We start from the raw sequence: 26,650 nt of genomic DNA on the forward strand, positions 1-26,650 counted from the left end.
AGTCATTGTTACGCCAGTTTATATTCTAAAAAAAAAGGGAAGACTGATTTTTTTTTAAAATCTCCTGTTAAAAAAAGTGATTTTATTATGCGTGCATAGTATATTTTTTTGTATATTTGAAATCGATTGCGAGAGATATGAAAGACAAAACTATAGATTACATACTGAGAGCCACTTGGCAAGCCGTTGCTAGAATGTACAATGAAGAAGCTTCTAAGTACGATGCTAGCATGGCAACCGGATTTGCTCTTTTAAGTATTGACAAAGAAGGAGGTACACCATCTACGGCATTAGGTCCAAAAATGGGAATGGAAGCAACTAGCTTGACACGTACTCTAAAATCTATGGAAGACAAAGGCTTAATCATAAGAAAGAAAAATCCTGAAGACGGCCGCGGTGTATTAATCTACCTTACACCATTTGGTAGAGAAAAAAGAGACCTGTCTAAGAACACAGTACTCAAATTTAATGAGGCAGTAAGAGCAAACATATCAGATGAGAAGTTACAGCATTTTGCTGAAGTCGCTGATGTAATTAACGAGCTAATTGCCGAAAAAAGCATCTTTACTACAAGTAGCGAAGCCGAGCAAGAAGAAGCATTAAAAATTGAACAACGATAGTCTTAATTGTCGTTGCATTTACACATAACAATAAACGCGTACTACTTTATACTTTTTAAATAAGAGCTACAAGCAGTACCATTCTAATAAAAAACAAATAAAAACTACGTATGAAACGCACAATTAAAAAAGTTGCAGTAATCGGATCCGGAATTATGGGTTCGGGAATTGCTTGCCATTTTGCCAACATTGGTGTCGAAGTTTTACTACTTGATATCGTTCCTAGAGAACTAACTGAGATTGAAACTAAAAAAGGACTGACATTAGAGAGTAAAATTGTTCGCAATCGTTTAGTTAATGAGCATTTGATGAATGCTTTAAAATCTAAACCCTCTCCTATTTATAGTCAAAAGTTTGCTAATCGCATCAAGACAGGTAACACTACGGATGACATGGCAAAAATTGCTGATGTGGACTGGATCATTGAGGTAGTTGTTGAAAGACTGGATATTAAAAAGCTAGTATTTGAACAAGTAGAAAAATACCGTAAGCCAGGAACGTTGATTACCTCTAATACTTCTGGTATTCCTATTCACTTTATGAGTGAAGGAAGAAGTGAAGATTTCCAGAAACACTTTTGTGGAACACACTTTTTTAACCCAGCGCGTTATTTAAAATTATTTGAAATTATTCCTGGCCCACAAACTTCTACAGAGGTTTTAGACTTCCTTACTATATATGGAGAGAAATTTTTAGGAAAAACATCAGTTGTCGCTAAGGATACACCAGCATTTATTGGAAACCGTATTGGAATTTTCGGAATCCAGAGTTTATTCCACTTGGTAAAGGAAATGGGATTAACGATTGAAGAAGTAGACAAATTGACTGGACCAGTAATTGGTCGTCCTAAGTCGGCTACTTTTAGAACTGTTGACGTTGTAGGATTAGATACATTAGTACACGTTGCTAACGGAATCTACGAAAACTGTCCAAATGATGAGCAACACGACTTATTTAAGCTTCCAGAGTTTGTAAACAAAATGATGGAAAGTAAATGGTTAGGAAGCAAAACTGGACAAGGTTTCTACAAGAAAGTAGGAAAAGAAATCCTGACTTTAGATTTAGACACTTTAGAATATAGAGCAGCTAAGAAAGCGTCGTTTGCAACACTTGAATTAACTAAATCAATTGATAAACCAATCAATCGTTTTAAAGTTCTTGTAAAAGGTAAAGACAAAGCAGGTGAATTTTACAGAAAAAGTTTTTCTGGAATGTTTGCTTATGTTTCAAATAGAATACCTGAAATTTCAGATGAGTTATACAAAATCGACGATGCTATGAAAGCTGGTTTCGGTTGGGAAAACGGACCATTCGAAATTTGGGATGCTATTGGAGTAGAAAAAGGAATCGAAATCATGAAAGCAGAAGGTCTTGAACCAGCTGCATGGGTAACAGAAATGCTAGCTGCTGGAAACAAAAGCTTCTATACTGTAACCGATGGTGCAACTCACTTTTACAGTATTCCTGCAAAAGCACAAGTTAAAGTTCCTGGACAAGATGATTTTATTATCCTGAACAACATTCGCGAAAGCAAAAAAATATGGAGCAACAGTGGTGGTGTAATCACTGATCTAGGAGATGGAATCATCAACTTAGAGTTCCTTTCAAAAATGAATACTATTGGTGGTGACGTTTTACAAGCGATCAATAAAGCCATTGATTTAGCCGAAAAAGAATACCAAGGATTAGTTATTGGTAATCAAGCCGGAAACTTTTCTGTTGGAGCTAACATCGGAATGATCTTTATGATGGCCGTGGAGCAAGAATATGATGAGTTGAATATGGCTATCAAAATGTTCCAAGACACGATGATGCGTGTACGTTACTCTTCTATTCCAGTTGTAGTAGCACCACACGGAATGACTTTTGGTGGTGGATGCGAAATGAGTTTACATGCTGATAAAGTAGTAGCTGCTGCAGAAACGTACATGGGATTAGTGGAGTTTGGTGTTGGAGTTATTCCTGGTGGTGGTGGTTCTAAAGAACTAGCATTACGTGCCTCAGACTTATTCCATAAAAATGACGTAGAACTAAATGTATTGCAAGAGTATTTCTTGACTATTGCTATGGCAAAAGTATCGACTTCTGGTTATGAAGCATTTGACACTGGATTATTACAACATGGTAAAGACGTTATCGTAGTAAACAAAGACCGTCAAATTGCAGAAGCTAAGAAACATGCTTTACTAATGGCTGAAGCGGGTTACACACAACCTATTCGTAGAACAGATGTTCGTGTATTAGGGAAACAAGCTTTAGGAATGTTCTTAGTAGGAACAGACCAAATGGAAGCGGGTAAATACATCTCTGAGCACGATAAGAAAATTGCCAACAAACTAGCATATGTTATGGCTGGTGGTGATTTATCTGAGCCAACATTAGTTAGCGAACAATATTTATTAGATCTAGAACGTGAAGCTTTCTTGTCATTGTGTACAGAAAGAAAAACATTAGAAAGAATCCAATTTATGTTAACTAAAGGGAAACCGCTACGTAACTAAGAGCCCCCTAGCCCCCTAAGGGGGAATCTAGAAGGTTTAACTATAATATTAACTAAAAATCCTATTCACCCCTAATAGGAATTCCCCCTTCGGGGGGCTAGGGGGCTATTATGAAAACAGCCTATATAGTAAAAGCATACAGAACTGCAGTTGGTAAAGCACCAAAAGGAGTTTTTAGATTTAAAAGACCTGATGAACTAGCAGCAGAAACCATCGAATTCATGATGAATGAGCTGCCTGATTTTGACAAGACTCGTATTGACGACGTAATGGTAGGTAACGCGATGCCTGAGGCAGAACAAGGACTTAACGTTGCTCGTTTGATCTCTTTGATGGGATTAAAAGTAGAGGATGTTCCTGGGGTAACCGTAAACCGTTACTGCGCATCTGGTCTTGAAACGATTGGTATGGCTACAGCCAAAATTCAATCAGGAATGGCACACTGTATTATTGCAGGTGGTGCAGAGAGCATGAGCTTTATTCCGATGGGTGGTTACAAACCAACTCCGGATTATGCTGTTGCAAAAGCAGGAAACGAAGACTACTACTGGGGAATGGGTTTAACAGCCGAAGCTGTAGCACAGCAGTTCAAAGTTTCTAGAGAAGACCAAGATGAGTTTGCTTTTAACTCACACATGAAAGCCTTGAAAGCGCAAGCTGATGGGAAGTTTGATAAACAAATTGTTCCTATTACAGTAGAACAAACGTTTATCAATGAAAATGGTAAAAAAGAGACTAAATCTTATGTTGTAAACAAAGATGAAGGTCCTAGAGCTGGAACTTCTAAGGAAGCATTAGCGGGATTAAGACCTGTTTTTGAAGCTGGCGGAAGTGTAACTGCAGGTAACTCGTCACAAATGAGTGATGGTGCTGCTTTTGTACTGGTTATGAGCGAAGAAATGGTAAAAGAATTAAACCTAGAACCAATCGCAAGATTAGTAAACTTTGCATCTGCAGGTGTAGAACCTAGAATCATGGGTATTGGACCGGTAAAAGCAATTCCGAAAGTATTAAAACAAGCAGGTTTATCAATTAACGATATCGAGTTAATCGAATTGAACGAAGCTTTTGCTTCTCAATCATTAGCAGTAATCAGAGAATTAGATTTAAATCCTGATATCATCAATGTAAATGGTGGAGCAATCTCGATGGGACACCCACTAGGATGTACAGGTGCTAAATTATCAGTTCAATTATTTGATGAAATGAAACGCCGCGGTAACAAATACGGAATCGTTACGATGTGTGTAGGTACAGGTCAAGGTAGTGCTGGGGTTTATGAGTTGATGTAAAGCCCCCTAACCCCCAAAGGGGGAATTACCAAGATTTAATATAAAAAAAATAGATTTCAAAGTTCTTAAACAGATATATTCACATCTTTAACTTCATTTAGGTTAGAGAATTTAAAACCCTACCGACCCCTAGTAGGAATTCCCCCTTCGGGGGTTAGGGGGCAAATTATGGCAGACGTAACTAGAGGAGGACAATTCCTTGTAAAAGAAACAAAGTGCGAAGATATCTTCACTCCTGAAGACTTCAATGAAGAACAAATAATGATGCGTGACTCTGTAAAAGAGTTCGTTGATAAAGAATTATGGCCTAATAAAGACCGTTTTGAAAAGAAAGATTATGCTTTAACTGAAGAAACGATGCGTAAAGCGGGTGACTTAGGTTTTTTAAGCGTAGCAGTTCCTGAGGCTTACGGCGGAATGGGAATGGGATTTGTAAACACCGTTTTAGTATGTGATTACATCTCTGGAGCAACGGGATCTTTCTCAACTGCTTTTGGAGCACATACAGGAATTGGTACTATGCCAATCACTTTATATGGTAGCGAAGAACAGAAACAAAAATACGTACCTAAATTAGCTTCAGGTGAGTGGTTTGGTGCTTACTGTTTGACTGAACCAGGTGCAGGATCTGATGCTAACTCAGGAAAAACAAAAGCAGTTTTATCTGAAGATGGTAAAACATACTCAATTACAGGTCAAAAAATGTGGATTTCGAATGCAGGTTTCTGTAGTGTATTCATCGTTTTTGCACGTATTGGTGATGATAAAAACATTACTGGTTTCATCGTAGAAAATAATCCTGCGAATGGAATTACAATGAACGAAGAAGAGCACAAATTAGGAATTAGAGCTTCTTCTACTCGTCAAGTTTTCTTTAATGAAACAAAAGTTCCTGCTGAGAACATGTTATCTGAAAGAGGAAACGGATTTAAAATTGCAATGAACGCTTTAAATGTTGGACGTATTAAACTTGCTGCTGCTTGTCTAGATGCTCAACGTAGAGTGATCACAAATGCAACTGCTTACGCAAACGAAAGATTACAATTTAATACACCTATTTCACAGTTTGGAGCCATCCGTTCCAAATTAGCTGATATGGCAACGAGCTGTTATGCTGGTGAAAGTGCTACTTATAGAGCAGCAAAAGATATCGAAAACAGAATTACTACTCGTGAAGCAGAAGGGTCTACGCATCAAGATGCTGAATTAAAAGGTGTTGAAGAATACGCAATTGAGTGTTCTATCTTGAAAGTAGCTGTTTCTGAAGACGTTCAAAACTGTTCTGACGAAGGGATTCAAATCTTTGGAGGAATGGGATTCTCAGAAGACACTCCTATGGAGAGCGCTTGGAGAGATGCTCGTATCGCTCGTATCTATGAAGGTACAAATGAAATCAACAGAATGCTATCTGTAGGAATGTTGATTAAAAAAGCAATGAAAGGTCATGTTGATTTATTAGGACCTGCAACGAAAGTAGGTGAGGAATTATTAGGTATTCCTTCATTCGATACTCCAGATTTCTCTGAGTTGTTTGCTGAGGAAAAAGACTTAATTGTTAAATTGAAAAAAGCATTTATGATGGTTGCTGGTAGTGCAGTTCAAAAATTCGGAACTGAATTAGACTCTCACCAACAAATCTTAATGTCGGCTTCAGACATGTTGATCGAAATCTACATGGCAGAAAGTACAATCCTTAGAACTGAAAAATTAGCTAAAAAAGAAGGAGAAGATAAAGTTGAAGAACAAATTGCAATGGCAAGATTGTACTTGTATCAAGCAGTTGATATTGTAACACAAAAAGGTAAAGAAGCGATCATCTCATTTGTAGAAGGAGATGAACAACGCATGATGCTTATGGGATTAAGACGTTTCACTAAATATACTAACATGCCAAATGTTGTAGCTTTAAAAGAAACTATTACTTCTAAGCTAGTTGCTAAAAACGAATACTGTTTCTAGCATATTGAAGATTGTTTTAAGTTGAATTTTATTTGTTTAAAAAACCGCACTCATTAATTTGATTGCGGTTTTTAATTTTTAGCATATTCTCTTTCGAATAAAAGCCTACCACTACCCTAGCTATAATTAGGAACAACTAGATGAGCGATGGTTATTTATCAACTCCATCTCTATTTAAAAACAGAGCAAAAAAAAACTGCAATACAGGATTGCAGTTTTTTTTTATAGATAGCAGTGCTATTATTCGATAACCGTTGGTTTTACAAATAAATCATGCGTACCATCTGAACCTAAGTTTAAGAAACGTTCGTACTCTCTTAAAACGTCAGAGATTATTTCGTCCTTACTTAAATATTGAATATCATAACCCATTCGATGATCACCAAAATACGTTATTGGTAAAAACATCGTTTCAGAATCAATAGTAGGCATGTTTAATTCGTTTACTAAAGTCTCTGATACGGTTTGCGGTTGTGCCATCACCCCAAAGACAAAATCGCGTAATTGCTCGTGTTTGATGACAAGCTCTATAGAATTATTAGGAGTAGTATGGTAAACAATACTAGCTTCAATTTGGTTCTTCTCTAATTCGCTTACCAATTCCTCAAATGAAATACGTACTGTTTCATTCAAGAATTTCCTAATATCTTTCTTTTGTGAATAGGTTAGAATTTTTTGTAAACGAACCTTCCAGTGGTAGTCATTCCAGTTTAAACTTCCATGAGAATACTTGGTCATACTGTACTCATTATCTGCCGATAGGGCCTTCCATAAGTTCACACAAAGCAACAACATGATTATCCCGAATGGTAGTGCAGTAACTAGCGTCATGGTCTGTAAAGAGGCTAATCCTCCAGAGCGTAATAAGCTTAGCGATACAACGGTAAGCAAAACTCCCCAAAAAGCATTTTGCCATTTAGGAGAATTTGTAGCTCCTTTTGACGAAATCCCATTCATTATAAATATTCCAGAATCTGCTGATGTGATAAAGAACACGCAAATAATAGCAATCGAAAGCACATTCAACAAACTAGTTAAAGGAAAGTAACCAAAAAAGTTAAATAACAAGGTGTCCGGATTATTTGCAAATTCGCTTAAAGCACCATGAGCAACAAATTTGTCAATCCAGATAGCACTGCTTCCAAAGATGGTCATCCACACAAAGTTGAAAAGTGCTGGTATGAATAGAACAGCTAATATAAACTCACGTATTGTTCTACCTTTAGAAATTTTAGCAATGAACAGTCCTACGTAAGGAGCCCATGAAATCCACCAAGCCCAATACAGTATCGTCCAATTAGAAAACCACTCTTGACTGTCTTTTTCGAAAGCGTATGTATTAAAAGTCAATGACATAAAGTTACTTACATAATGTCCAATTCCTTCTGTTAAGGTACTTAATATATAAATGGTTGGCCCTGCAATTAAAACAAACAGCATTAGCGCACCCGCCATTATGATATTGATTTCACTTAGTTTTTTAACTCCTTTTCCTAATCCACTTGTAGCAGATATAATGGCAATCAACATCACGACAACTACAATTCCTACTTGATACTCGAAGCTAGTATTAGGAATCACACCTAAACTTTCAAGTCCGGCACTTAATTGCAAAACACCAAAGCCTAAGGTAGTAGCAATACCAAAGAACGTACTACACAAAGCAAAAACGTCAACAATATCACCAAAACGTCCATGTATTTTATCTTTCAACATTGGGTAAAACCCACTACGAATAGCAATAGGCAAATTATGACGATACGCAAAATATGCCATAGATAATCCTACCACACCATAAATCGACCAAGCATGAAAACCCCAGTGAAAGAACGTATACAACTGCGCCTCCTTTGCTCTTAAACTTACATCAAGATTGCTGATCGCAGGATTAGCAAAATGAGCCATAGTTTCGGCAACACCAAAGTACATTAAACCAATTCCCATACCAGCAGCAAAAAGCATGGCTACCCAGGAGAAGAAGGAATACTCTGGTTTAGTATCATCAGCCCCTAACTTGATCTTACCTAGTTTACTAACTGCCAGACCTATTAAGAAAATTACAAAAACAGTAACAATTAACACATAGAGCCAACCTAAATTTTTGAAAATTACTCCTTTAACGACATTAAAAAATTGTTCTGCCTCTACAGAGAAAATTCCACAAAAAAGAGAAATTACGATGATAATCGTAAGACTAGGTAAGGCAACTGACTTTGTGAAATCAGTTTTAAAATTATACTTCTGTTCTAAAAAAGATAATAGTTTATTCATAAATAGTTAAATAAAGTTAACTGCAAACAATGCTTGTTCACAGTATTAAAAATAGTCTGCTCAATTCTGCTTTAGAATATAAAACCAAACCCAAAAATGATGTTTAATTGCTAAAAATAAATTTAGCTCACTGAGTAATCATCATAAAATAATTGATGATACGCTAAGAACCCTGTAAAGAGTTCCAGTGAAAATTGAATGACAAAAGCCATTGTAGTTTTGAAAATATTGCAACTTATCGCTATCTTGATTGTATTACATTTTAAAACAGAAATAAAATAAAGAATCAAAAAAATTGCAAATTGGTTTGCAAAACTAACAAAAATTGACAAAAAACAGCTCATTATGTTGGATTACTCAATCTATCAAGCAAATAGTCAATGAAACACTAAAATTATTAGTGATGCAGTTTTTTATTTGCCAAATAAGCTTGCCGTTTTGAGCCCCAAAATAATGACCGCAAGATACTTTTACAACATTAGATAAAAGCAACTACATCATAATGTTGTATCTTTTGTTAAAAATTTTGATAAAACATGACCACTATAATCCCTAATTTTATGCTTTTATAACTAAAACTTAAACCATGAAAAAAATAATTATTTCTTGTATGATATTAGCAGCTGTTGTAGTAGGCTGTAAAACAAATAGTGATTCGGCTAATACAAAAAACTTAAAAATTGATTTTGAATCCAAAAGTAACAGCAACGTTTCTGGTACCGCAACATTTGTAGAAAAAAATGGTATGGTAACCTTCACCGCAAAGCTAGCAGGATTGCAACCAGGCGTGCATGCAATACATATTCATGAAAAATCAGACTGTTCAGCTGCAGATGGAAGTTCAGCAGGCGGACACTGGAACCCTACTTTTAAAAAGCATGGAAAATGGGGTGTTGGTGAGTACCACAAAGGAGATATTGGAAATTTCACAGCTGACGCTAATGGAAACGGAATGATAACCATGACTACTAATGAATGGAATATTGGTTCAGGTGATCCTACAAAAGATATTCTTGGAAAAGGATTGATTGTGCACCAAGGAACAGATGATTTTGTATCGCAACCTTCAGGAGATGCAGGAGCTAGAGTAGCTTGCTCTGCAATTATAAAATAATTTTGCCCAATACTTTAATAAGCGTACACTAGCTGTTTACAAATAGTGTATGCTTATTTAATTTAAATTTAATGAACAAAGCGATAAAAATAACTAGCTTTGTCACCTCAAATAACCACAATGATTAATCCATCAGCATCAGGCTGGATCGAAAAATACTTTAGCATGCAAAGTACTGTTCCTCAAACAGTTTTTAGCAGTCCTGAAGATTTTTATTATAAGATTCGACAAACAGGTTTCATATACGGACACGTAATTTCGTTTGAAACTACTACACCAATACAAACAAAAGGATGGGTTCAAAATGAGATTCCAAAAGTTGCTTTATTGAATACCTTACATGCTGTTTACAAATTAACATCACAAGAAAATAATGCTACCGCTTTTATAAATAAAGCAGTCGATTTTTACAATGAGATGCATCCGCAGGGATTCAACTTGTTTAAGAAAGTTTTACCTAATGGTACCGCCTCGCTAAACCTGGAGAAAATTATTGATGAGCGTGTTCAAACTAATATTGACATTATAAGTAAGAACTTCTCTCACATTATGACTAATGCACTGCTATTTGTAGATATCTTAGCCTTTAGACAATACCTGATTCACGGTGAAATACCAGAAAAATATTTAAAGAAGATAGAAGAAGCGGTTATTAGCCTAGTTTCATTATCCCTTAAAACAAAAACTCAAAAATCTAATTATGATGATTTGCTCATCAAGCTATTTGAGGCATCAGTACGTTATAGTAAGTTTTCAAAAGTTAATGTTCAAAATCTAGAACATTTAAATTTGAGTTACTTTACCTCTGAATTAGAGAAATATTATCTGATCGATATGGCAGGAATGGCTTTGTGGAGCGATGGAAAAATAGAAAACGAAGAGGCTTATTTTTTACATAAGGTTGCTCAATCAGTTGCAGTGTCAGACGATTTTGTTACTGAAAGCATTGATAGTACCAATTCTTTTATATCGTTAAATAAAAAAGATATTGCCTATTTTAACTATTCCAATCCTGTTAAACATTTTTATGACCAGACGACACAAAGTGTGATTACTTTGATTACTCGCAATAAGAACCGACTTGTAAAAGAGATCGTTCAAAGTAAAGAATTGATGGTTTTGCTAGCATTATCCACCAGAAGAGATTTAGACGAAAAAGAAAAGAAAAAGGTTAAAAAGCAATTATTAGATATTTGCAAATCTGTTCCTTCATTAACTATATTTCTATTACCTGGAGGTAGTTTATTGCTTCCCATACTAATTAAGTTTATTCCAAAAATGCTGCCTTCGGCGTTTAATGAAAATTGGGACGAAAACGAATAAAAAAAAGCCACTTAATAAAGTGGCTTTTTCATTTAATATTTAAAATTGCAATTGGAATACTTCATCTAAATCTGTATTCGAACTTATATTTACTTCTAAGTCGGTTACAAAACCAGAATTCAAACCATAAACCCATCCGTGAATGCTTAAGTCTTGACCACTTTTCCAAGCAGCTTGAACAATAGATGTTTTAGACAAGTCAAATACTTGCTCTTTAATATTTATTTCTACAAATTTATTAAAACGCTCTGTTTCATCTTCAATAGCATCTAGATACGTATTGTGTAAACGGTACACATCTTTAATATGGCGAATCCAGTTATCGATAATTCCAATCGATTGATTTCCCATAGCAGCTTTTATACCACCACAACCATAGTGGCCACAAACAATTACGTGTTTTACCTTTAAGACATTAACTGCATAATCAAGTACACTTAGCATGTTCATATCAGAGTGTACAACCATGTTTGCAATGTTTCTGTGTACAAAAACTTCACCAGGCTTAGCTCCAATGATTTCATTTGCAGGTACACGACTATCTGAACATCCTATCCATAATAATGGCGGTGTTTGCCCCTTAGCTAAATCTGCAAAAAAGTTAGGATCTTTAGCTAATGCTGTCTCTACCCATTCCTTATTATTATCTAATATTTTTTTATAAAAATCGCTCATTTTGTGTCTTTTTTATTGTTAGTTTTTGATTGACAGCTGCATTTACTTAACAATAAATGCAACCAATCAATTGTATTTTTTTAGTTTTTTACTTCGTCTTCAACAACTTCCTTCTTCACCATTTGTCTTTTTGCAACATCATAATAATGTTCAAAAGTAACATGATTATTGACTTCAGGGCTGTTTTCTAAATCATAAGCTTTCTTGAATCCTTTCAATTTAACTTTGATATTCTCGTCAACAGCACGTGTTATTTTAAATTCTTTGATCAAATCTAAGATATCATGTGCAATGTAAACGGTATCCTGCGCATTAATGATAACTTTAGAATTTTCAGGAATTTCGCTTAACGTACTTTTTATAGCCGCTTTATTCAAGAAAGAAACTTCTTGTGCTAAATCGATATGAATAATATCTCCATCAACGTACTCTTCTTTCTTGAAACTGTATGCTCTTTTTAAATTTCCTTTCAATATAAAAATAATGCTAATAACAATTCCTAGCGCCACACCTTTTAATAAATCGGTAGTTACTACTGCTACTAGAGTCGCAATAAAAGGAATGAATTGGTATTTTCCTTTTTCCCAGAAATGTTTGAATGTTGCAGGTTTTGCTAATTTGTAACCCACTAAGATTAGTATCGTAGCTAATGTTGCTAATGGAATCATATTTAAGATCACTGGAATTGCTAATACACTAATTAACAAAAGAACACCATGAATAATAGACGACATCTTTGATTTGGCTCCAGCCGCATTATTTGCAGAGGTACGCACTACAACAGATGTCATAGGCAAACCACCTAGTAACGCACTTAAAATATTACCAATACCTTGCGCTTTTAACTCTACATTAGTATCTGTATACCTTTTTTGCTCGTCCATTCTATCAGAAGCTTCAATACAAAGCAATGTTTCGATAGATGCAACGATAGCAATAGTTAATCCCACTAACCAAACTTTAGGATTGGTAAAGCCAGAAAAGTTAGGAGTAACAATAATTCCTTTTAATTCTTCAAATGAAGTAGGAACTGGTAAGGTAACCAAGTGCTCCTTAGAAATAGCTAAATCACTACCTGTACTAATAAAAAATTGATTGATTAAAATCCCTGACGCTACTGCAATCAAAGCACCAGGAACAAGTTTTAAACGTTTTAAAAACGGTACTTTATCCCAAGAAATCAAAATTATAAGAGAGGCAACTGTAATAATAATTGCTCCTAGCTGGACGTGATTAAACACTTCAAATAAAGAAGAAAACGAATTATCACCATTTGATTGAACAAACGATTGATCCCCTTCAAAATCAGCATCGTAACCAAAAGCGTGTGGTAATTGTTTTAAGATGATAATTATTCCAATACCGGCTAGCATACCTTCAATTACATTTGTAGGAAAGTAATTTGAAATACTACCTGCTTTAATGAATCCTAAAGCTAATTGAATAAAACCTGCAATTAAAACCGCCGTAAGGAAAATATCAAAAGCACCAAAATCAGTTATGGCTGTTAAGATAATAGCGGTCAAACCTGCAGCAGGTCCAGAAACACTTAAATGAGATTTACTTAAATACCCCACAACGATACCACCGATAACTCCAGATATAATACCTGAAAATAATGGGGCTCCAGAGGCCAATGCAATTCCTAAACATAAAGGTAGCGCCACCAAGAAAACCACTAAACCAGATGCAAAATCAGATTTAAGGTTGGCAAAAAGATTTATTTTCTTTGTCATAATACAATAGATAATTAATATATAAAACACTGTTGCATAAAGATATGCAAATTCATGTTTAAATTTATAAAAAACGGTATGTACTATGCAATATCCGGAGGCGGAGAAAATATTCTAGGGGTAATTCTATCGTGCTTTGATAAGTTCTCTGATAGTATGAGACTTGTTTTACTAACTGCTGTTATCACGTGACTACTTACTGCATCTTGAGAATAAGCAAAAACTTTAACTTCCTTTTGAGTATGCTCTTCCTCTGAAAGACTGAAATATTTTGACGTATCGCAAGACTTCTCTATAATTGTGACGATAGGTGGCACAGCTAGAAAAGCAATAAATAGAAGTAAAAATATACGAGCGATTATTTTCATTACTACAAAAATATAGTATAAGTCAGTAAATTAAAAAAATGTACTACTAAATTTATAAAAATTTAACATATTCAAAACAAAAAAAGCCACAAATAATTTCAACTATTTGTGGCTTATGTATTTACTATATAAAGCTAGTTTATTCCTCTAACCAAGCTTGCATCATCCAGATTGTTTTTTCTTGCTCAGCTATAAAATCGCTCATCATACTGTTTGTACCTTCATCATTGATCTCTCCAGCATGATCTAATATGGAGCGCTCTATTTTAAGTAGAGATGATAAAGAGGACACTATTAAGTGAATAGCTTTTTCATCATTAGAAATATTTTTACCTACGGTCAATTGATTGTTTGCTATGTAATCCTCAAAGGTATGTAATGGTGTACCTCCTAACGTTAATACACGCTCAGCAATCAAATCAATTTTTAATTGTGAATCATTGTACAGTTCTTCAAATTTTACGTGTAAATCAAAAAAGCGTTTCCCTCTAATATTCCAGTGAATACCTCTTAGATTTTGATAGTAGACTTGAAAATTTGATAATAACGTATTCAATTCTTTTACTGTTGCTTCTGTTTCTTTTACTGGTAATCCTAATATATTCGTTTTCATATCGCTTTGTTTTATACAAATTTATGAAAATTAAGAGCTATATACACTATAATGTAAATTGATTGTTTTTATATTTGTATCAAAAAATACTATACATGACGATAACACAACTCAAATATGTTTTAGCTGTAGCAGAACATAAGAACTTTACCTTAGCAGCAGAAAAGTGTTTTGTGACACAGCCTACATTGAGTATGCAAATTCAAAAGATCGAAGATGAATTGAGTATTTTAATTTTTGATCGAACGAAAAAGCCCGTTCAATTAACCGAAATAGGGCACAAGATTGTTAACCAAGCTAAGAATATTGTAAATGAAGCAGATCGCATTCAAGATATTGTAGAACAACAAAAAGGGTTCATAGGTGGAGAATTCAGATTAGGAATCATTCCTACAATTATGCCTACCCTACTCCCGATGTTTTTAAGCAATTTTATAAAAAAATACCCAAAGGTTAAACTCATTATAGAAGAGTTAAATACTGAGGAGATAATCATCAAACTTAACAATGGACATTTAGATGCCGCCATTGCTGCTACTCCACTACTAGAAGATAAAATAAAGGAGATTGTCTTATACTTTGAGCCATTTATGGCATACATCCCAGAAGGTCACGAGCATTTTGACAAGAAGGAACTGGAAGTGTCAGATTTAAATCCAGATGAAATATTATTATTACAAGATGGTCACTGTTTTAGAGATGGCATTTTAAACCTTTGCAAAAACGATCCAAAAAATGAGTTTACCCATTTCCAGATCGAAAGCGGAAGTTTTGAAACCTTAGTAAAATTAGCAGATGAAGGATTAGGAACTACCTTATTGCCGTTCCTGCATACCTTAGATTTAAAAGAATCTGACAAATTAAAATTGCGCCATTTTAAAGAGCCCAAACCAGCTAGAGAAGTGAGCTTGATTTACCCTAAGAGCGAACTAAAAATTCAAATAATTGATGCATTACGAAGTACAATTGCAGGAGTTATAAAAGGTGCAATAGTGTTTCAAAATGTGGAGGTGATTAGTCCGTTACCAAAGAAGTAACGAAGAAACTATTTTTTAACGTGAACTAAACAAGGTTTTAATTCTGGGTTTTTACTAGTATAAAAATGCAACCAATTTCCTAAATGTTCGATTTCATACGGTAGTAAATTTTTGATCGCTTTTTTCAATACTTTGGTAAACTCCTCAGGATTAAGACGTGCTTTTTCTAGTGATTCCTTTGTATAAAAATAAATTAATCTAGACATATTATTTTTTCTTAAAATGTTAGTATTCTTTCGACCTTATAAACTTAGTTATAACTTCTTAGTTTATTCGAAAAAAAAAGCCAAAATACTGTTAAGTATAGACGAATGACGATCAAATCAATTTATAACACTTGATCTGTAATCTAAATTTAGATTTTTATTGAAATGAAATCACGTACCAATAAAAAAGGGAACTCAAATGAGCTCCCTTTTTTTATGAATTAACGATCAGTAAACATTGTTTCAATTCTGGTTTTTCAACAGTGAAGTCGAATAACCATTCTCTTAATTGTTCAATTTCATATGGCAGTAAAGTTCTAATAGCTTTTTCTAATTCTTTACAAAATAGAATAGGATCAAAACTTACTCTCTCTAATATAGATTTCGTATAATCAAACATTACTTTAGACATAATAAAAAAGAATTTCAGGTTATTTATATGATTTTGTATGGAGTAAAAATAGACCATTTAAAAAATGTATGGTACGAATTTAACGTTATTTTTTGATAAATATTATATTCTGATAAATTAAATCGCTAAAACATAAATTTTTATGTAGAATTCCTAAATTTTCTTAGTAGCTCTAAACATCTCTCTTTTTCCAGGAGGGCCTGCTAATTTCTCTACTGTAAACCCCACCTCTAGCATACTTCTTTTAACCACTCCACGCGCAGCGTAAGTAACTAAAACACCATTATCCTTTAATGAAGCATACATTTTTCTAAAAATTTCAGTGCTCCATAATTCTGGCTGAACATGATAACCAAAAGCATCAAAGTAGATTAAATCATAGCAGTCTTGATCTACGATATCATCAAAGAACTGTTTTCTTTTTGTTAATTTAAAATGGGAATCAATGTTGCATTGCTCTCCCCAAACTGACTGGTGCATTAAATCAAAAACTGATTGTTGCTCAGGCACTTCTAACTCTGCTACGTAGTTCATTGCAGTGAGCTCTTCCTTTGAAACGGGAAATGCTTCTACCCCTACATAGTTTATAGTTTGACCTAGCTTGCTTGATTCTAAATAGGTAATAAAAGCGTTTAAGCCTGTTCCAAAACCAATTTCCATTATAGCAATAGCCTTACCTTCAAATAACGATAGCCCATTTTTTATAAACACATGATTTGCCTCTTGGATTGCGCCATGTTTTGAGTGGTAAGATTCTTTCCATTCTGGAATATGTATGGTTGTCGAACCATCTAATGTTTGTATAATTTCTCTTTTCAAAATAATAATTTAAAATACGTAAGCCACAAAACGGCACTTACATGCGCTCAAAAATAACTAAAAACAATCATAGTTACTTTAAAATTAGCCTGATTATAGTACAGAATTAACATAAAACGTAGTAATTTATATTAGTTTGTTATAATATAAACAAAACACAGATAAAGCTACTTTTTAATGTCGTTTTAGCAAGTATTTTACTGATTTTTACTTAATTTTGCATTTAGACAAAAGCAGTTTTTCAAGTTAGCTGCCGTAGTCCCATACTATAACCCAAACTACGAACTAAACAAATAAATATTATTATGAGTACCACTCAAAATCAGCAAATCCAGGTTACAAAGGCAGCGACTACTAAAATAAAAGATGTAGATTTTGATAATTTAACTTTTGGTTCTGTATTTACAGATCATCTATTCGAATGCGACTACATTAATGGAGAGTGGCAAACTCCGGTTATCAAACCTTACGCACCCTTTTTATTAGATCCTTCTGCTCGTGTTTTTCATTATGGTCAAGCTATTTTTGAAGGTATGAAAGCGTATAAAGACGATGCAAATGCAATATGGCTTTTTAGACCTGAAGAAAACTTTAAACGATTTAATAATTCTGCTTCACGTATGGCAATGCCTTCAGTACCTGAAAATGTATTCATGAATGGTTTAAATGAGCTACTTAAATTAGAAGAAGCGTGGGTAAAAAAAGGTAACGGAAGTTCGCTATACATTAGGCCTTTTATGATTGCTACAGGAACAGGTGTAATGGCAAATCCATCTGACAACTATAAATTCATGATCTTATTATCTCCTGCAAAAGCATATTATGCTGGAGAAGTAAAAGTATTAATTGCTGAGCATTTTTCTAGAGCGGCAAATGGTGGAATTGGAGCTGCAAAAGCAGCAGGAAACTATGCTGCACAATTTTACCCAACAAGTTTAGCTAATAAAGAGGGATACCAACAAGTAATTTGGACTGACGACACTACGCATACTAAACTGGAGGAAGCAGGTACAATGAATGTATTCTTTAGAATTAAAGATACTTTGTATACAGCACCTACAAGTGAGCGAATCTTAGACGGAATCACACGTAAAAGTTTAATCGAATTAGCTGCAAGCGAAGGAATCAATGTAGAGGTAAGACCAGTATTAGTAGCAGAACTTGTTGCTGCTGCAAAAGATGGAACACTTCAAGAAATTTTTGGTGCTGGAACTGCCGCAGTTATAAGTCCGATCTCAGGATTTTCATACCAAGATGTTTATTATGAGCTACCTAAACCTGCACATACGTATGCTTCTCAATTAAAAGAAAAACTAACAAACATACAAAATAAACTTACCGAAGATACTTTTGGTTGGACTGTAAAGGTATAGTTGCTACATTAATATATAAAAAACGGGCTTTTACAATTGTAGAAGCCCGTTTTATTTTTACTATTTAAGAATAGTAGTGAAATCTGGTTTAGAATAATTGGGTCCTTTTAATACTTTTCCATCTTCTCTATATATAGGTAGCCCATCCTCCCCTAACTTACTCATGTTGCTGCGTTGAATCTCGTCAAAAACCGCTTCCATTTTATCCTGCAACCCATGTTCGATAATGGTTCCACACAAGATATACATCATATCTCCTAACGCATCAGCAATCTCAGTTAAATCATTATTTTTTACAGCTTCAAGATATTCCTCATTTTCCTCCTTCATAAGCTCAAAACGCAAATTAGTTTTTGCCTCACTTAGATTAGCAGTTGGAATTGCACTGTATCCTAACTTGTATGCGGTATGAAATTCCTTGACAGCTTTAATTTGTTTTTGCATCTTTTTTATTTTAATAAATGGAACTGCAAATTAGCAACTATTGAGAAACATTTACTTAAATTTGCAAAAAATAATAACATTATGTTTAGTCAAGGACAATTAATTTTTGCGGCTTGCTTTTTTATTGCTTTTGTGATTGCTACGACAATCGCTTATAGAAAAGACATTAATACTCACAAATCATTTTACAAAGGTAACTACAAAGTCCTTTTAGCCTTTTTAGGTTTCATAGGTCTTTTGTTTATTATCAAGATATTCTTTAAACGATAACAATCCATTTGTTACCATTAAAAAAGTCCGCTCATGGCGGACTTTTTATATTCTAAAATGTAAGGATTTTTAGTTTTCTAAAGGCAAGAAGCTAAAATTCTTAGAGTAGTTAAGCATTTGCTCTTCAAAAGTTTTTGGCTGCTCTACTGCTATCGAAATAATATTTCCTTTCGTATCCATTGTTGGAACTAGGACTGGATTTACAAATCCGCTATAAGGAGCTGCTGCAAACTGCTTGTTGCGCTCTAATACCTCAGCATGTAATTTTTGATCCACTTTTACTCCGTAATTTTCAACTAAAGCTTTTCCAGCCTCATAATCCCCTTCTGATTTAATACGTTGTACTTCACGTAGTAAATCCCCAAAGATAGCATGTAATTTTACGTAGTCAGTAATATTAAAATAGGTCTTTCCGTTGCGAGCTATTTTTTCGATAACATTGTCTTTTTTACCTTTTTCGAAAGCCCAAGCACTTACCCATTGACGGTTTCTCATGTGCGCTTCTTCAATATTTGCACCTAAATCTAAACGAACTAACTGCGTCATTAATCCATTACGGATGTAACTGTCATATGACTCCATTCCTGTCTTTTTCCAGTCATCAACAAGTCCTAATTCTTGAATTTTTGGGTTGTATAAATAATACAAACCTACTAAATCAGCTCTACCTTCTTCTAATGTTGAGGCATAGCTTTTCAAAGTTTCCTTTGGCGTACCTACACCTTCATTAATTTGTCCAGAGGCATGCCCCACTACTTCATGCAAAGCAGTATGTAACTTATCTCCAATTTCAGCATACTTTTCAGCCAAAGCAATTTCCTCTGAATCATTAGCAAATTCTTGTAATTTGCCTTTGCCTCCTGCATTTGCGTAAGCATCTATAATATTACCCAATGAAACCGATTTTGAACCATGCTCTGCGCGTATCCAGTCAGCGTTTGGTAAGTTTACACCAATAGGCGTACTAGGAGAGGCATCACCAGACTCACCTGCTACAATAACTGTTTTGTATGAAACCCCTACAACATTTTTTTTCTTGTGTTCTGGCATCAACGGAGAATTATCCTCAAACCATTGTGCACTTTGAGAAACCACGGCCATCTTTTTTGACATATCAAAATCTTTGATTTGCACCACGCCTTCATACGAACCTCTATACCCTAATGGATCATTATACACTTCGATAAAACTATTGATGTAGTCAATATTACCCTCTGTAGCGCCTAACCATGCAATATTGTAGTCGTCCCAAGTTTTTAAATCTCCAGTTTGATAGTATTTTATAAGTAATCCTAAAGCATCTGCTTGCTTTTGATTCTCGGCTACAGACTTAGCTTTTTCTAACCAGTAGATAATTTTATCTATAGCTGCTCCATACATTCCGTTACTTTTCCAAACTTTCTCTTCTAATACGCCATTTGCATTACGAACCAGTTTAGAATTCAATCCGTATGAAAGTGGTTTTTTAGGATCAGTATTCGTTTTCTTAGCGTAGAAATCTTCTGCCTCTTTAAGAGTAATTCCTTTATCATAAAAGTTTATTGCAGATCCTGCTAATAACCCTTTAGATTCATCAAGATTTACTTTTTTAGTATCCACGTCATTAAATAGTACGGCAACAACATCCGCCTCAAGTGTTGTGTCTGTCGCTTTCATTAAGCTAGCAAAATAAGGGGCAGTAAACTCTGGTTTGATTTTTTCATTTGAATAGTGGTGGTGGATTCCATTAGAAAACCAAACTCTTTTTAAATACACTTCAAAGTCGGCCCAATCTGCACTCGTCTTATCCCCTTTATAATTTTGATAGATATTTTCTAATGCTTTTCTAATTTTCAAGTTGTTTCTGTAGTTTTGATCCCACATAATATCACGCCCTGAAGTTCCTGCTTGCGTCAAATAATACACTAATTTTTGTTCTTTTAAAGTTAGGTTTTCCCAACCTGGAATTTGGTAGCGCAACACCTTAATATCAGCAAATTGCTCTACAACAAAATCAAACGCCTTAGCATCCTGTGATTTGGCCATTGATTCGGCAATAGGTTTTTGTGTATTACATGCAGCAACAAGTCCTGCAGTCAATAGAAAACCAGCTATTTTTTGTAATTTCATCTATATGTTATTTAAATTTCAATAAATTATTAATCACAAATATACATAATCTTTAAACAAACAATAAAACAGCATCGTTTTGAGCGCTACATTTTACAGAATTCATATTTTTAAATGATTCTTAATTGCATTCTGTATTCGATTAATAGCACTTTAATAAGAACAGTACCCAATATTGAAAAATTTTGAACAGAAAAATTATACCATTATTGTAGCTACTTTATATTTTTTATAGCGGTTCGTATAGCATATTAATTAAATCTCTAACTTTACCGTTGAAAACAAATACCTAATCATGAGAATTCTAAAATATATTTTTCTTCTATTACTACTTAGCGTTGTAGCACTGTCTATATTTATTGCCACTCAAAAAGGGGATTTTAAAGTAGAGAGAAGTAAAGTTATTAATTCTCCTAAAGAGGTCGTTTTCAACTATGTAAATGATTTAAAAAACTGGAGTGACTTTGGTTCTTGGACCTTATCTGACCCTGCGACTTCTTATAACTATGCCGCAAATACAATAGGACAAGGCGCTTCGTACTCATGGGAATCAAAAGATGGGGACGGAAAAATAGCCACATTATTTGCAAAAGCTAACGATAGTATTGCTCAAAAAATGAATTATGATGGTTCAGATTCGAAAGTTTCTTGGAAATTTAAAGACACCATAGGCGGTACTAAGGTAACGTGGAGCACAGAAGGTAAGATGAGTTTTAAAATGAAAATTTATGCAGCCCTCAATGGTGGTGTCAATAGAGTGATTGGGAGTTTATATGAAAAAAGCTTAATTAACTTAGATAAAGCCTTAGATTATGAAGTAAATACATTTAATGTAAAAGTTGATGGTGTGGTGCAAAAACCCGCAATTTATTACTTAAGTCAAACGTTTACATCTGAAATTAGCAAAATAAACAGAAATTTCAACGTTGTAATCCCAAAGATTAAAACTTTTTGCGAGCAAAATAATATCAACACAGTAGGTAAACCTTTCATCATTTACCATACGTATGATGCACAGACACAACTAGCAAAAATTTCAATCTGTATGCCAATCGAACATGAAATATTTTTAAGTGCAGGAAGTGATATCTTGTCTTCTAGTATAGGGGCATACGGAGCAGTTAAAGCAACATTAATAGGAGACAATTCACATAATAGAAAAGCATACGATCAGGCACTAGCATTGTTTGACAAAAGTAATTTTGTGCACAATCCTACAATCTCACATATTGAAGTATATACAAAAAACAGAGACGAAGTAAAAAATGCCTCTCAATGGGTTACTGAGGTTTACATCCCTATGCCAGCAGCTATAGTTGTAGCGCAGCCTAAAGCTGTTGCCAATCCTGCTAATGGTGGGTTATATCAAGAACCCGCAGCAACTTCTGCAACTCGAAGCACAGTAAACTCAAGTTCAAATCCAGCAGCGGCTGCTGCCACAAATCCCGCAACTGCAGCGCCTAAAAAGGTGGTTCCTAAAAAGCCTAAAAAAGTTGTAGAAAAAGAAGTCGTACCAGCAGCCAAAAAGGACGTAGCTCCTAAACCGGTTACAGAAGAGGACGAATTTGAATTCTAACTTATTTTCTACACTCTATTAAACCTTTTTGATAAATTCGATTCTAATTAATATAAAAAACAAACTTGCAAGAGGAAGAAGAATTTATTAAGCAATTACTAGACAGCAAAACGCAAAATGTAGCGTTTCAAAAACTGCTATCTACTTATCAAAAGCCGCTGTATAATCACATACGTAACATTGTATTAAATCACGATGATGCTGATGATGTATTGCAGAATACTTTGGTAAAGGTCTTCCAAAATTTAAAGAATTTTAAAGGAGAGAGCAAACTTTTTTCATGGATGTATCGCATTGCCACTAATGAAGCTATTGGCTTTTTAAATCAAAAAGCTAAGAAGAGCGGAATTAGTTCGCAAGCAGTTCAAGATAATGCCATCGCTAATTTAAAAGCCGATGTTTATTTCGATGGAAACGAAATCCAGTTAAAACTACAACAAGCCATCAATACACTTCCTGATAAACAGCAACGCGTCTTTAAAATGAAATATTTTGAAGAATTAAAATACGAAGAAATCTCTGAAATAGTGGGCACATCTGTAGGAGCACTGAAAGCATCTTATCATCATGCCGTAAAAAAAATTGAAAGCTTTTTAACCACAGATTAAACCTTTTACAGTTTTTGAAGTCAAACTAATGTTATGAAAGAATTTAAACTAGAAAACGAGACAAAGATCACAACGGGATTTGTGACACCAGACAATTATTTTGAAGATTTTTCGGCAAAATTCATGCAGAACTTACCTTCAAATGAAGTCGCTGTTGTCAAAGTAATTCCTTTGTATAAAAGACGAAGTACTATTATAAGTTTGATTGCTGCAATATTTGCGATTGCATTAATGTTGCCTATTTTTAATCAAAGCCCTGTAGCAACAACTTCTACAGAAATTGATCAGGCTTCACTAGAAAATTACTTAAGCTATCAAACAAATGTAAGTCAGTATGACCTGATCAACTCACTTGAAACCGAAGATTTAGAGGATTTAAGCGCACCCGTGACAACTACCACGCTAGAGCAAGAAACAATTGAAGACCTTCTTGTAGACAATGGTAACTTAGAGCATTATATTATAGAATAATTACCGCTTGATAAAGCATTATTAATAGAACAATTAAAAATTAAGAGATGAGCTTAAAAAAAATAATACCACTCGTTTTACTTCTTAGCTCTTTTAGCTTTTATGCTCAAAGCAGTAGTTCAAAAAGTAAAAAAGAACAAATTCAGTCGATGAAAGTAGCTTTCATCACGTCTGAGCTCAATTTAAGCACAAAAGAAGCGCAACGTTTCTGGCCTGTTTATAATAGTTTTGATGATAAGCAATACGAAATTAGACATGATAAAATGACGCTTTGCAAAGTGCAGCTTACAGATGCAGCAATTAGTAATTTGTCAGATAAAGAAGCAGCCCCTTTATTAGATAAAATGGAGAATTATGAAGACGATTTATATGCGTTAAGAAAAAAATACAGTAAGGACTTAAGAGAGATTTTAAGTCCAACTAAAATTCTCTTACTAAGAAAAGCAGAAGATGATTTTAATCGAAAGCTATTGCATCAATATCGTGATCGAGCGAAGAAAAAATAAGACCAATAAAAAACCCTAAAAGCAATTTTAGGGTTTTTTATTGCTTAAAAAGCAATGTATCTTATATTCAATACCTTTTTTACTCTTGCATAGACTGCAAAGCCGTTATTAGAATGTCAATATCTTCGTTAGTGTTAAAATGACTTAATGAAATTCTTAAACTAGGTTTTACTAAATCCTCCGCTGAAAGCATTTCTGCAAGAACGTGAGAAGGCTTGATACTACCACTCTGGCAAGCACTCCCTCTTGAAACTGCAATTCCTTTCATATCTAGATGAAACAAGATCATAGCCGTTTTCTCTTTCGAAAATGGCAATAACACATTTACTACATTATAGAAGGTAGCTGCTCCCCCATTTATTTTAGATCCCTTTAATTTTTCCTCTAATTGCGTGATTAAATATGATTTTAATAACTCAATTTGGCTGCGTTCTATCTCTAAGTTTTCATAGGCAACTGTCAATGCTTTTGCCATCCCTACAATTTGATGTACCGCCTCCGTACCTGCTCTTAATCCCTTTTCCTGCTCACCACCATGCAACATAGGTTGCAGTCCAGAATTCTTTTTAACATAAGCAAAGCCCACACCTTTAGGTCCGTGGAACTTGTGTGCACTAGCAATAACAAAATCAATGGCCGTTTTTTGTAGGTCTAAACGAACTTTTCCCATAGATTGCACCGTGTCAGAGTGAAAAAGAACGTTATGCTCGGTACATATTTGCACTACACGATCTAAGTCTAGGAGTGCACCTGTTTCATTATTTACGTGCATTAAACTCACAATTGATTTAATAGGATTAGCTAGTTTTTCAACTAAGTTCGTATAATCAATTGTACCGTCTATTTTGACATTTACGTAGTCAATTTCGATTCCGAATTCCTTTTCCAGCAACAGTGCGCTATGCAATACAGCATGGTGCTCGACACGGCTAGTAATAATTCGTTTCACCCCTAAATCTTTCACTGCAGAGCGCAAAATCCAGTTGTCGGCTTCAGTACCCCCCGAAGTGAAAATAATTTCTTGAGCACTTACATTAAGCTCTTTTGCAATCGCTTTACGCGAAAGTTCAAGCACACTTTTAGCATTACGACCAAAACTGTGTGTAGAAGATGGATTACCATAATCCTGAGCCATTACAGTGGTCATTGCTTCAATGACCTCTGAACGCATCGCAGTAGTTGACGCGTTATCGAGATATACTTTTTTCATTACTGCAAAGTTATGAAATATCAATTATCTAATCTCGAATAACATTTGCCATTTTTTTAGCTATTTTTGTACCAAATAAAAAATACAATGAAAAAACTACTAGGTTTAATGGTCTTCGTAATGCTATTGAATGGCTGTGATGATGGTGATTTAATACAAGAAGACATCAGTTTTGAAGACGTTGAAACGACACAAAGCTGTTCTAACAATAATTTAATTTACAAATTAAAAGATCAAGAAGCACTTATTCTAGACATACCGGCTACCACTTTTACTGATGAAGATTCTGATGTGACACTGACGACCTTAGCAATAGGCAGCAGCACTAATAGAATTGTGTATCGATTTTATGACGGTGTCGTATCTACAGACAATATTTGTGAAACAATTCCACCGGCTTCACCAAGCGTAACTGATCAATGGACTGCTACTAACGGTACAATAGAAATCACCAAAGCGGCTGAAAAAATCGTTAATGAAACAACAAATAGCAGTAGAATTTCAGGTTACAATAACCTAATTGTTCTTAAAAACGTGACCTTTTCTAAAAGCAAAGGTGGCACACAAGTGTACGATACTTTCAACTTTGGAACCTATAAAACAACAGCTACAGCACTTCCATTTTTGTTTGACGAGACTAAGAATTTGAATCAATGCACTAGCTCAAATGACCTGTATAAATTCACAACTGCAGAGGCCATGATTTTAACAATTGACCCTGCCTTAATAGTGAATGAAGTAACAGCAACTGGAGCACCTAGAACAGGATTAATAGGAACAACAACTAACAAGTTAACCTATCGTTTATTTGAAGATTTACTTACAAGTGCTTACTTTTGTAACGCCACGACTCCTACAACTCCAACCCTTAATCAAGAGTGGCTTGCTAACCCTGGAATTGCAAAAACTAATGGTATAGTTGAAGTAACCACAACCACAAGTGGACCTAATACTTTTAAGCACACCATTGTAATTAAGAAAGCAACAATGACTCGCGGAAACTACAATTTCTTACTAGGTGACACGTATACTTATGGTGTTTTATTCACTACAATTTAATAGCTTAAATACGTTAAATATATAATTAAAAAGCCTCTTTTGTAGCAATACAAAAGAGGCTTTTTAATTGGAGTAAAG

Annotated in this window: 24 protein-coding genes; 13 read left to right on the plus strand and 11 right to left on the minus strand. The window is 34.5% G+C overall.

What is annotated here, in order from left to right:
• Positions 1-137 precede the first annotated feature (137 nt).
• From HNQ00_RS10700 to HNQ00_RS10715, 4 genes are all read left to right on the plus strand, one after another.
• A complete protein-coding gene (locus HNQ00_RS10700) occupies positions 138-620 on the plus strand; it encodes a MarR family winged helix-turn-helix transcriptional regulator (RefSeq protein WP_173838497.1) in 483 nt (160 codons plus the stop codon).
• A 110-nt stretch (positions 621-730) separates the two neighbouring features.
• Positions 731-3,121 (plus strand): 3-hydroxyacyl-CoA dehydrogenase/enoyl-CoA hydratase family protein, encoded by a 2,391-nt coding sequence (locus tag HNQ00_RS10705; protein WP_173838498.1) that lies wholly within the window; start codon positions 731-733, stop codon positions 3,119-3,121.
• A 110-nt stretch (positions 3,122-3,231) separates the two neighbouring features.
• Positions 3,232-4,413 carry an acetyl-CoA C-acyltransferase gene (locus HNQ00_RS10710; RefSeq protein ID WP_173838499.1) on the plus strand — a complete coding sequence of 394 codons (1,182 nt, stop codon included), beginning with the start codon at positions 3,232-3,234 and terminating at the stop codon, positions 4,411-4,413.
• A 168-nt stretch (positions 4,414-4,581) separates the two neighbouring features.
• Positions 4,582-6,372 carry an acyl-CoA dehydrogenase family protein gene (locus tag HNQ00_RS10715; protein ID WP_173838500.1) on the plus strand — a complete coding sequence of 597 codons (1,791 nt, stop codon included), beginning with the start codon at positions 4,582-4,584 and terminating at the stop codon, positions 6,370-6,372.
• Between the two features lie 240 nt (positions 6,373-6,612).
• Here HNQ00_RS10715 and HNQ00_RS10720 read toward each other — a convergent pair whose 3' ends face one another.
• Entirely contained in the window at positions 6,613-8,643 is a 2,031-nt protein-coding gene (locus HNQ00_RS10720) for a BCCT family transporter (protein WP_173838501.1), read from the minus strand.
• A 586-nt stretch (positions 8,644-9,229) separates the two neighbouring features.
• Here HNQ00_RS10720 and HNQ00_RS10725 point away from each other — a divergent pair.
• Positions 9,230-9,757, plus strand: a complete 528-nt coding sequence (locus HNQ00_RS10725) for a superoxide dismutase family protein (RefSeq protein ID WP_173838502.1) — start codon at positions 9,230-9,232, stop codon at positions 9,755-9,757.
• Positions 9,758-9,877: 120 nt separating this feature from the next.
• Positions 9,878-11,080, plus strand: a complete 1,203-nt coding sequence (locus HNQ00_RS10730; RefSeq protein ID WP_173838555.1) for an LETM1-related biofilm-associated protein — start codon at positions 9,878-9,880, stop codon at positions 11,078-11,080.
• Between the two features lie 39 nt (positions 11,081-11,119).
• On the opposite strand, the gene can is transcribed toward HNQ00_RS10730, so the two are convergent.
• The 4 genes from can to HNQ00_RS10750 form a co-directional block, all read right to left on the minus strand.
• Complete coding sequence (gene can, locus HNQ00_RS10735; protein WP_173838503.1) at positions 11,120-11,755, minus strand: carbonate dehydratase; 636 nt, start codon at positions 11,753-11,755, stop codon at positions 11,120-11,122.
• Between the two features lie 80 nt (positions 11,756-11,835).
• Positions 11,836-13,491 (minus strand): SulP family inorganic anion transporter, encoded by a 1,656-nt coding sequence (locus HNQ00_RS10740; RefSeq protein WP_173838504.1) that lies wholly within the window; start codon positions 13,489-13,491, stop codon positions 11,836-11,838.
• A gap of 83 nt (positions 13,492-13,574) precedes the next feature.
• Entirely contained in the window at positions 13,575-13,859 is a 285-nt protein-coding gene (locus HNQ00_RS10745; protein ID WP_173838505.1) for a hypothetical protein, read from the minus strand.
• 139 nt (positions 13,860-13,998) lie between these two features.
• On the minus strand, positions 13,999-14,472 hold the full coding sequence (locus HNQ00_RS10750) for a Dps family protein (protein ID WP_173838506.1): 474 nt from the start codon (positions 14,470-14,472) through the stop codon (positions 13,999-14,001).
• 95 nt (positions 14,473-14,567) lie between these two features.
• Here HNQ00_RS10750 and HNQ00_RS10755 point away from each other — a divergent pair, with 95 nt between their 5' ends.
• The gene (locus tag HNQ00_RS10755) at positions 14,568-15,509 is read left to right on the plus strand and encodes a LysR substrate-binding domain-containing protein (protein ID WP_173838507.1); all 942 of its coding nucleotides are present in this window, start codon (positions 14,568-14,570) and stop codon (positions 15,507-15,509) included.
• A gap of 8 nt (positions 15,510-15,517) precedes the next feature.
• Here the strand turns inward: HNQ00_RS10755 and HNQ00_RS10760 are convergent, their stop codons facing one another.
• The 3 genes from HNQ00_RS10760 to mnmC2 all read right to left on the minus strand — a co-directional run bounded on the left by HNQ00_RS10760 (position 15,518) and on the right by mnmC2 (position 16,946).
• A complete protein-coding gene (locus HNQ00_RS10760; RefSeq protein ID WP_173838508.1) occupies positions 15,518-15,715 on the minus strand; it encodes a hypothetical protein in 198 nt (65 codons plus the stop codon).
• A 214-nt stretch (positions 15,716-15,929) separates the two neighbouring features.
• A complete protein-coding gene (locus HNQ00_RS10765; protein WP_173838509.1) occupies positions 15,930-16,127 on the minus strand; it encodes a hypothetical protein in 198 nt (65 codons plus the stop codon).
• Positions 16,128-16,280: 153 nt separating this feature from the next.
• Entirely contained in the window at positions 16,281-16,946 is a 666-nt protein-coding gene (mnmC2, locus tag HNQ00_RS10770; RefSeq protein ID WP_173838510.1) for a tRNA (5-methylaminomethyl-2-thiouridine)(34)-methyltransferase MnmC2, read from the minus strand.
• 305 nt (positions 16,947-17,251) lie between these two features.
• Here mnmC2 and HNQ00_RS10775 point away from each other — a divergent pair, with 305 nt between their 5' ends.
• A complete protein-coding gene (locus HNQ00_RS10775) occupies positions 17,252-18,319 on the plus strand; it encodes a branched-chain amino acid aminotransferase (RefSeq protein ID WP_173838511.1) in 1,068 nt (355 codons plus the stop codon).
• Positions 18,320-18,379: 60 nt separating this feature from the next.
• On the opposite strand, the gene HNQ00_RS10780 is transcribed toward HNQ00_RS10775, so the two are convergent.
• Together HNQ00_RS10780 and HNQ00_RS10785 are read right to left on the minus strand one after the other, a co-directional pair.
• Complete coding sequence (locus HNQ00_RS10780; RefSeq protein WP_173838512.1) at positions 18,380-18,763, minus strand: pyrophosphohydrolase domain-containing protein; 384 nt, start codon at positions 18,761-18,763, stop codon at positions 18,380-18,382.
• 339 nt (positions 18,764-19,102) lie between these two features.
• Positions 19,103-21,142 (minus strand): dipeptidyl-peptidase 3 family protein, encoded by a 2,040-nt coding sequence (locus tag HNQ00_RS10785; RefSeq protein ID WP_173838513.1) that lies wholly within the window; start codon positions 21,140-21,142, stop codon positions 19,103-19,105.
• A gap of 295 nt (positions 21,143-21,437) precedes the next feature.
• On the opposite strand from HNQ00_RS10785, the gene HNQ00_RS10790 reads away from it, so the two are divergent.
• The 4 genes from HNQ00_RS10790 (at position 21,438) to HNQ00_RS10805 (ending at position 24,303) form a co-directional block, all read left to right on the plus strand.
• Entirely contained in the window at positions 21,438-22,718 is a 1,281-nt protein-coding gene (locus HNQ00_RS10790; RefSeq protein ID WP_173838514.1) for an SRPBCC family protein, read from the plus strand.
• 65 nt (positions 22,719-22,783) lie between these two features.
• Positions 22,784-23,326 (plus strand): RNA polymerase sigma factor, encoded by a 543-nt coding sequence (locus HNQ00_RS10795; RefSeq protein WP_173838515.1) that lies wholly within the window; start codon positions 22,784-22,786, stop codon positions 23,324-23,326.
• Positions 23,327-23,359: 33 nt separating this feature from the next.
• Positions 23,360-23,797, plus strand: coding sequence for a hypothetical protein (locus tag HNQ00_RS10800; RefSeq protein WP_173838516.1), 438 nt, complete (start codon positions 23,360-23,362; stop codon positions 23,795-23,797).
• A 47-nt stretch (positions 23,798-23,844) separates the two neighbouring features.
• Positions 23,845-24,303: a sensor of ECF-type sigma factor gene (locus HNQ00_RS10805; protein WP_173838517.1), complete on the plus strand. Its 459-nt coding sequence runs from the start codon at positions 23,845-23,847 to the stop codon at positions 24,301-24,303.
• A gap of 79 nt (positions 24,304-24,382) precedes the next feature.
• Here the strand turns inward: HNQ00_RS10805 and HNQ00_RS10810 are convergent, their stop codons facing one another.
• Positions 24,383-25,513 (minus strand): cysteine desulfurase family protein, encoded by a 1,131-nt coding sequence (locus tag HNQ00_RS10810; protein ID WP_173838518.1) that lies wholly within the window; start codon positions 25,511-25,513, stop codon positions 24,383-24,385.
• An 87-nt stretch (positions 25,514-25,600) separates the two neighbouring features.
• On the opposite strand from HNQ00_RS10810, the gene HNQ00_RS10815 reads away from it, so the two are divergent.
• Positions 25,601-26,572 carry a hypothetical protein gene (locus tag HNQ00_RS10815; protein WP_173838519.1) on the plus strand — a complete coding sequence of 324 codons (972 nt, stop codon included), beginning with the start codon at positions 25,601-25,603 and terminating at the stop codon, positions 26,570-26,572.
• The last annotated feature ends 78 nt before the right edge of the window (positions 26,573-26,650 follow it).

It is taken from the genome of Flavobacterium aeripolare, assembly GCF_013294025.1.
GTDB lineage: Bacteria > Bacteroidota > Bacteroidia > Flavobacteriales > Flavobacteriaceae > Flavobacterium.

Excerpts from the sequence above, each read along its gene's own strand:
- HNQ00_RS10720 (WP_173838501.1), bottom strand. The coding sequence starts at position 8,643 with ATGAATAAACTATTATCTTTTTTAGAACAGAAGTATAATTTTAAAACT.
- HNQ00_RS10750 (WP_173838506.1), bottom strand. The coding sequence starts at position 14,472 with ATGAAAACGAATATATTAGGATTACCAGTAAAAGAAACAGAAGCAACA.
- HNQ00_RS10760 (WP_173838508.1), bottom strand. The coding sequence starts at position 15,715 with ATGTCTAGATTAATTTATTTTTATACAAAGGAATCACTAGAAAAAGCA.
- HNQ00_RS10790 (WP_173838514.1), top strand. The coding sequence starts at position 21,438 with ATGAGAATTCTAAAATATATTTTTCTTCTATTACTACTTAGCGTTGTA.
- can (WP_173838503.1), bottom strand. The coding sequence starts at position 11,755 with ATGAGCGATTTTTATAAAAAAATATTAGATAATAATAAGGAATGGGTA.
- HNQ00_RS10740 (WP_173838504.1), bottom strand. The coding sequence starts at position 13,491 with ATGACAAAGAAAATAAATCTTTTTGCCAACCTTAAATCTGATTTTGCA.
- HNQ00_RS10705 (WP_173838498.1), top strand. The coding sequence starts at position 731 with ATGAAACGCACAATTAAAAAAGTTGCAGTAATCGGATCCGGAATTATG.
- HNQ00_RS10745 (WP_173838505.1), bottom strand. The coding sequence starts at position 13,859 with ATGAAAATAATCGCTCGTATATTTTTACTTCTATTTATTGCTTTTCTA.
- HNQ00_RS10725 (WP_173838502.1), top strand. The coding sequence starts at position 9,230 with ATGAAAAAAATAATTATTTCTTGTATGATATTAGCAGCTGTTGTAGTA.
- HNQ00_RS10730 (WP_173838555.1), top strand. The coding sequence starts at position 9,878 with ATGATTAATCCATCAGCATCAGGCTGGATCGAAAAATACTTTAGCATG.
- HNQ00_RS10765 (WP_173838509.1), bottom strand. The coding sequence starts at position 16,127 with ATGTCTAAAGTAATGTTTGATTATACGAAATCTATATTAGAGAGAGTA.
- HNQ00_RS10780 (WP_173838512.1), bottom strand. The coding sequence starts at position 18,763 with ATGCAAAAACAAATTAAAGCTGTCAAGGAATTTCATACCGCATACAAG.
- HNQ00_RS10800 (WP_173838516.1), top strand. The coding sequence starts at position 23,360 with ATGAAAGAATTTAAACTAGAAAACGAGACAAAGATCACAACGGGATTT.
- HNQ00_RS10805 (WP_173838517.1), top strand. The coding sequence starts at position 23,845 with ATGAGCTTAAAAAAAATAATACCACTCGTTTTACTTCTTAGCTCTTTT.
- HNQ00_RS10755 (WP_173838507.1), top strand. The coding sequence starts at position 14,568 with ATGACGATAACACAACTCAAATATGTTTTAGCTGTAGCAGAACATAAG.
- HNQ00_RS10700 (WP_173838497.1), top strand. The coding sequence starts at position 138 with ATGAAAGACAAAACTATAGATTACATACTGAGAGCCACTTGGCAAGCC.
- HNQ00_RS10810 (WP_173838518.1), bottom strand. The coding sequence starts at position 25,513 with ATGAAAAAAGTATATCTCGATAACGCGTCAACTACTGCGATGCGTTCA.
- HNQ00_RS10815 (WP_173838519.1), top strand. The coding sequence starts at position 25,601 with ATGAAAAAACTACTAGGTTTAATGGTCTTCGTAATGCTATTGAATGGC.
- HNQ00_RS10785 (WP_173838513.1), bottom strand. The coding sequence starts at position 21,142 with ATGAAATTACAAAAAATAGCTGGTTTTCTATTGACTGCAGGACTTGTT.
- HNQ00_RS10775 (WP_173838511.1), top strand. The coding sequence starts at position 17,252 with ATGAGTACCACTCAAAATCAGCAAATCCAGGTTACAAAGGCAGCGACT.
- HNQ00_RS10715 (WP_173838500.1), top strand. The coding sequence starts at position 4,582 with ATGGCAGACGTAACTAGAGGAGGACAATTCCTTGTAAAAGAAACAAAG.
- HNQ00_RS10710 (WP_173838499.1), top strand. The coding sequence starts at position 3,232 with ATGAAAACAGCCTATATAGTAAAAGCATACAGAACTGCAGTTGGTAAA.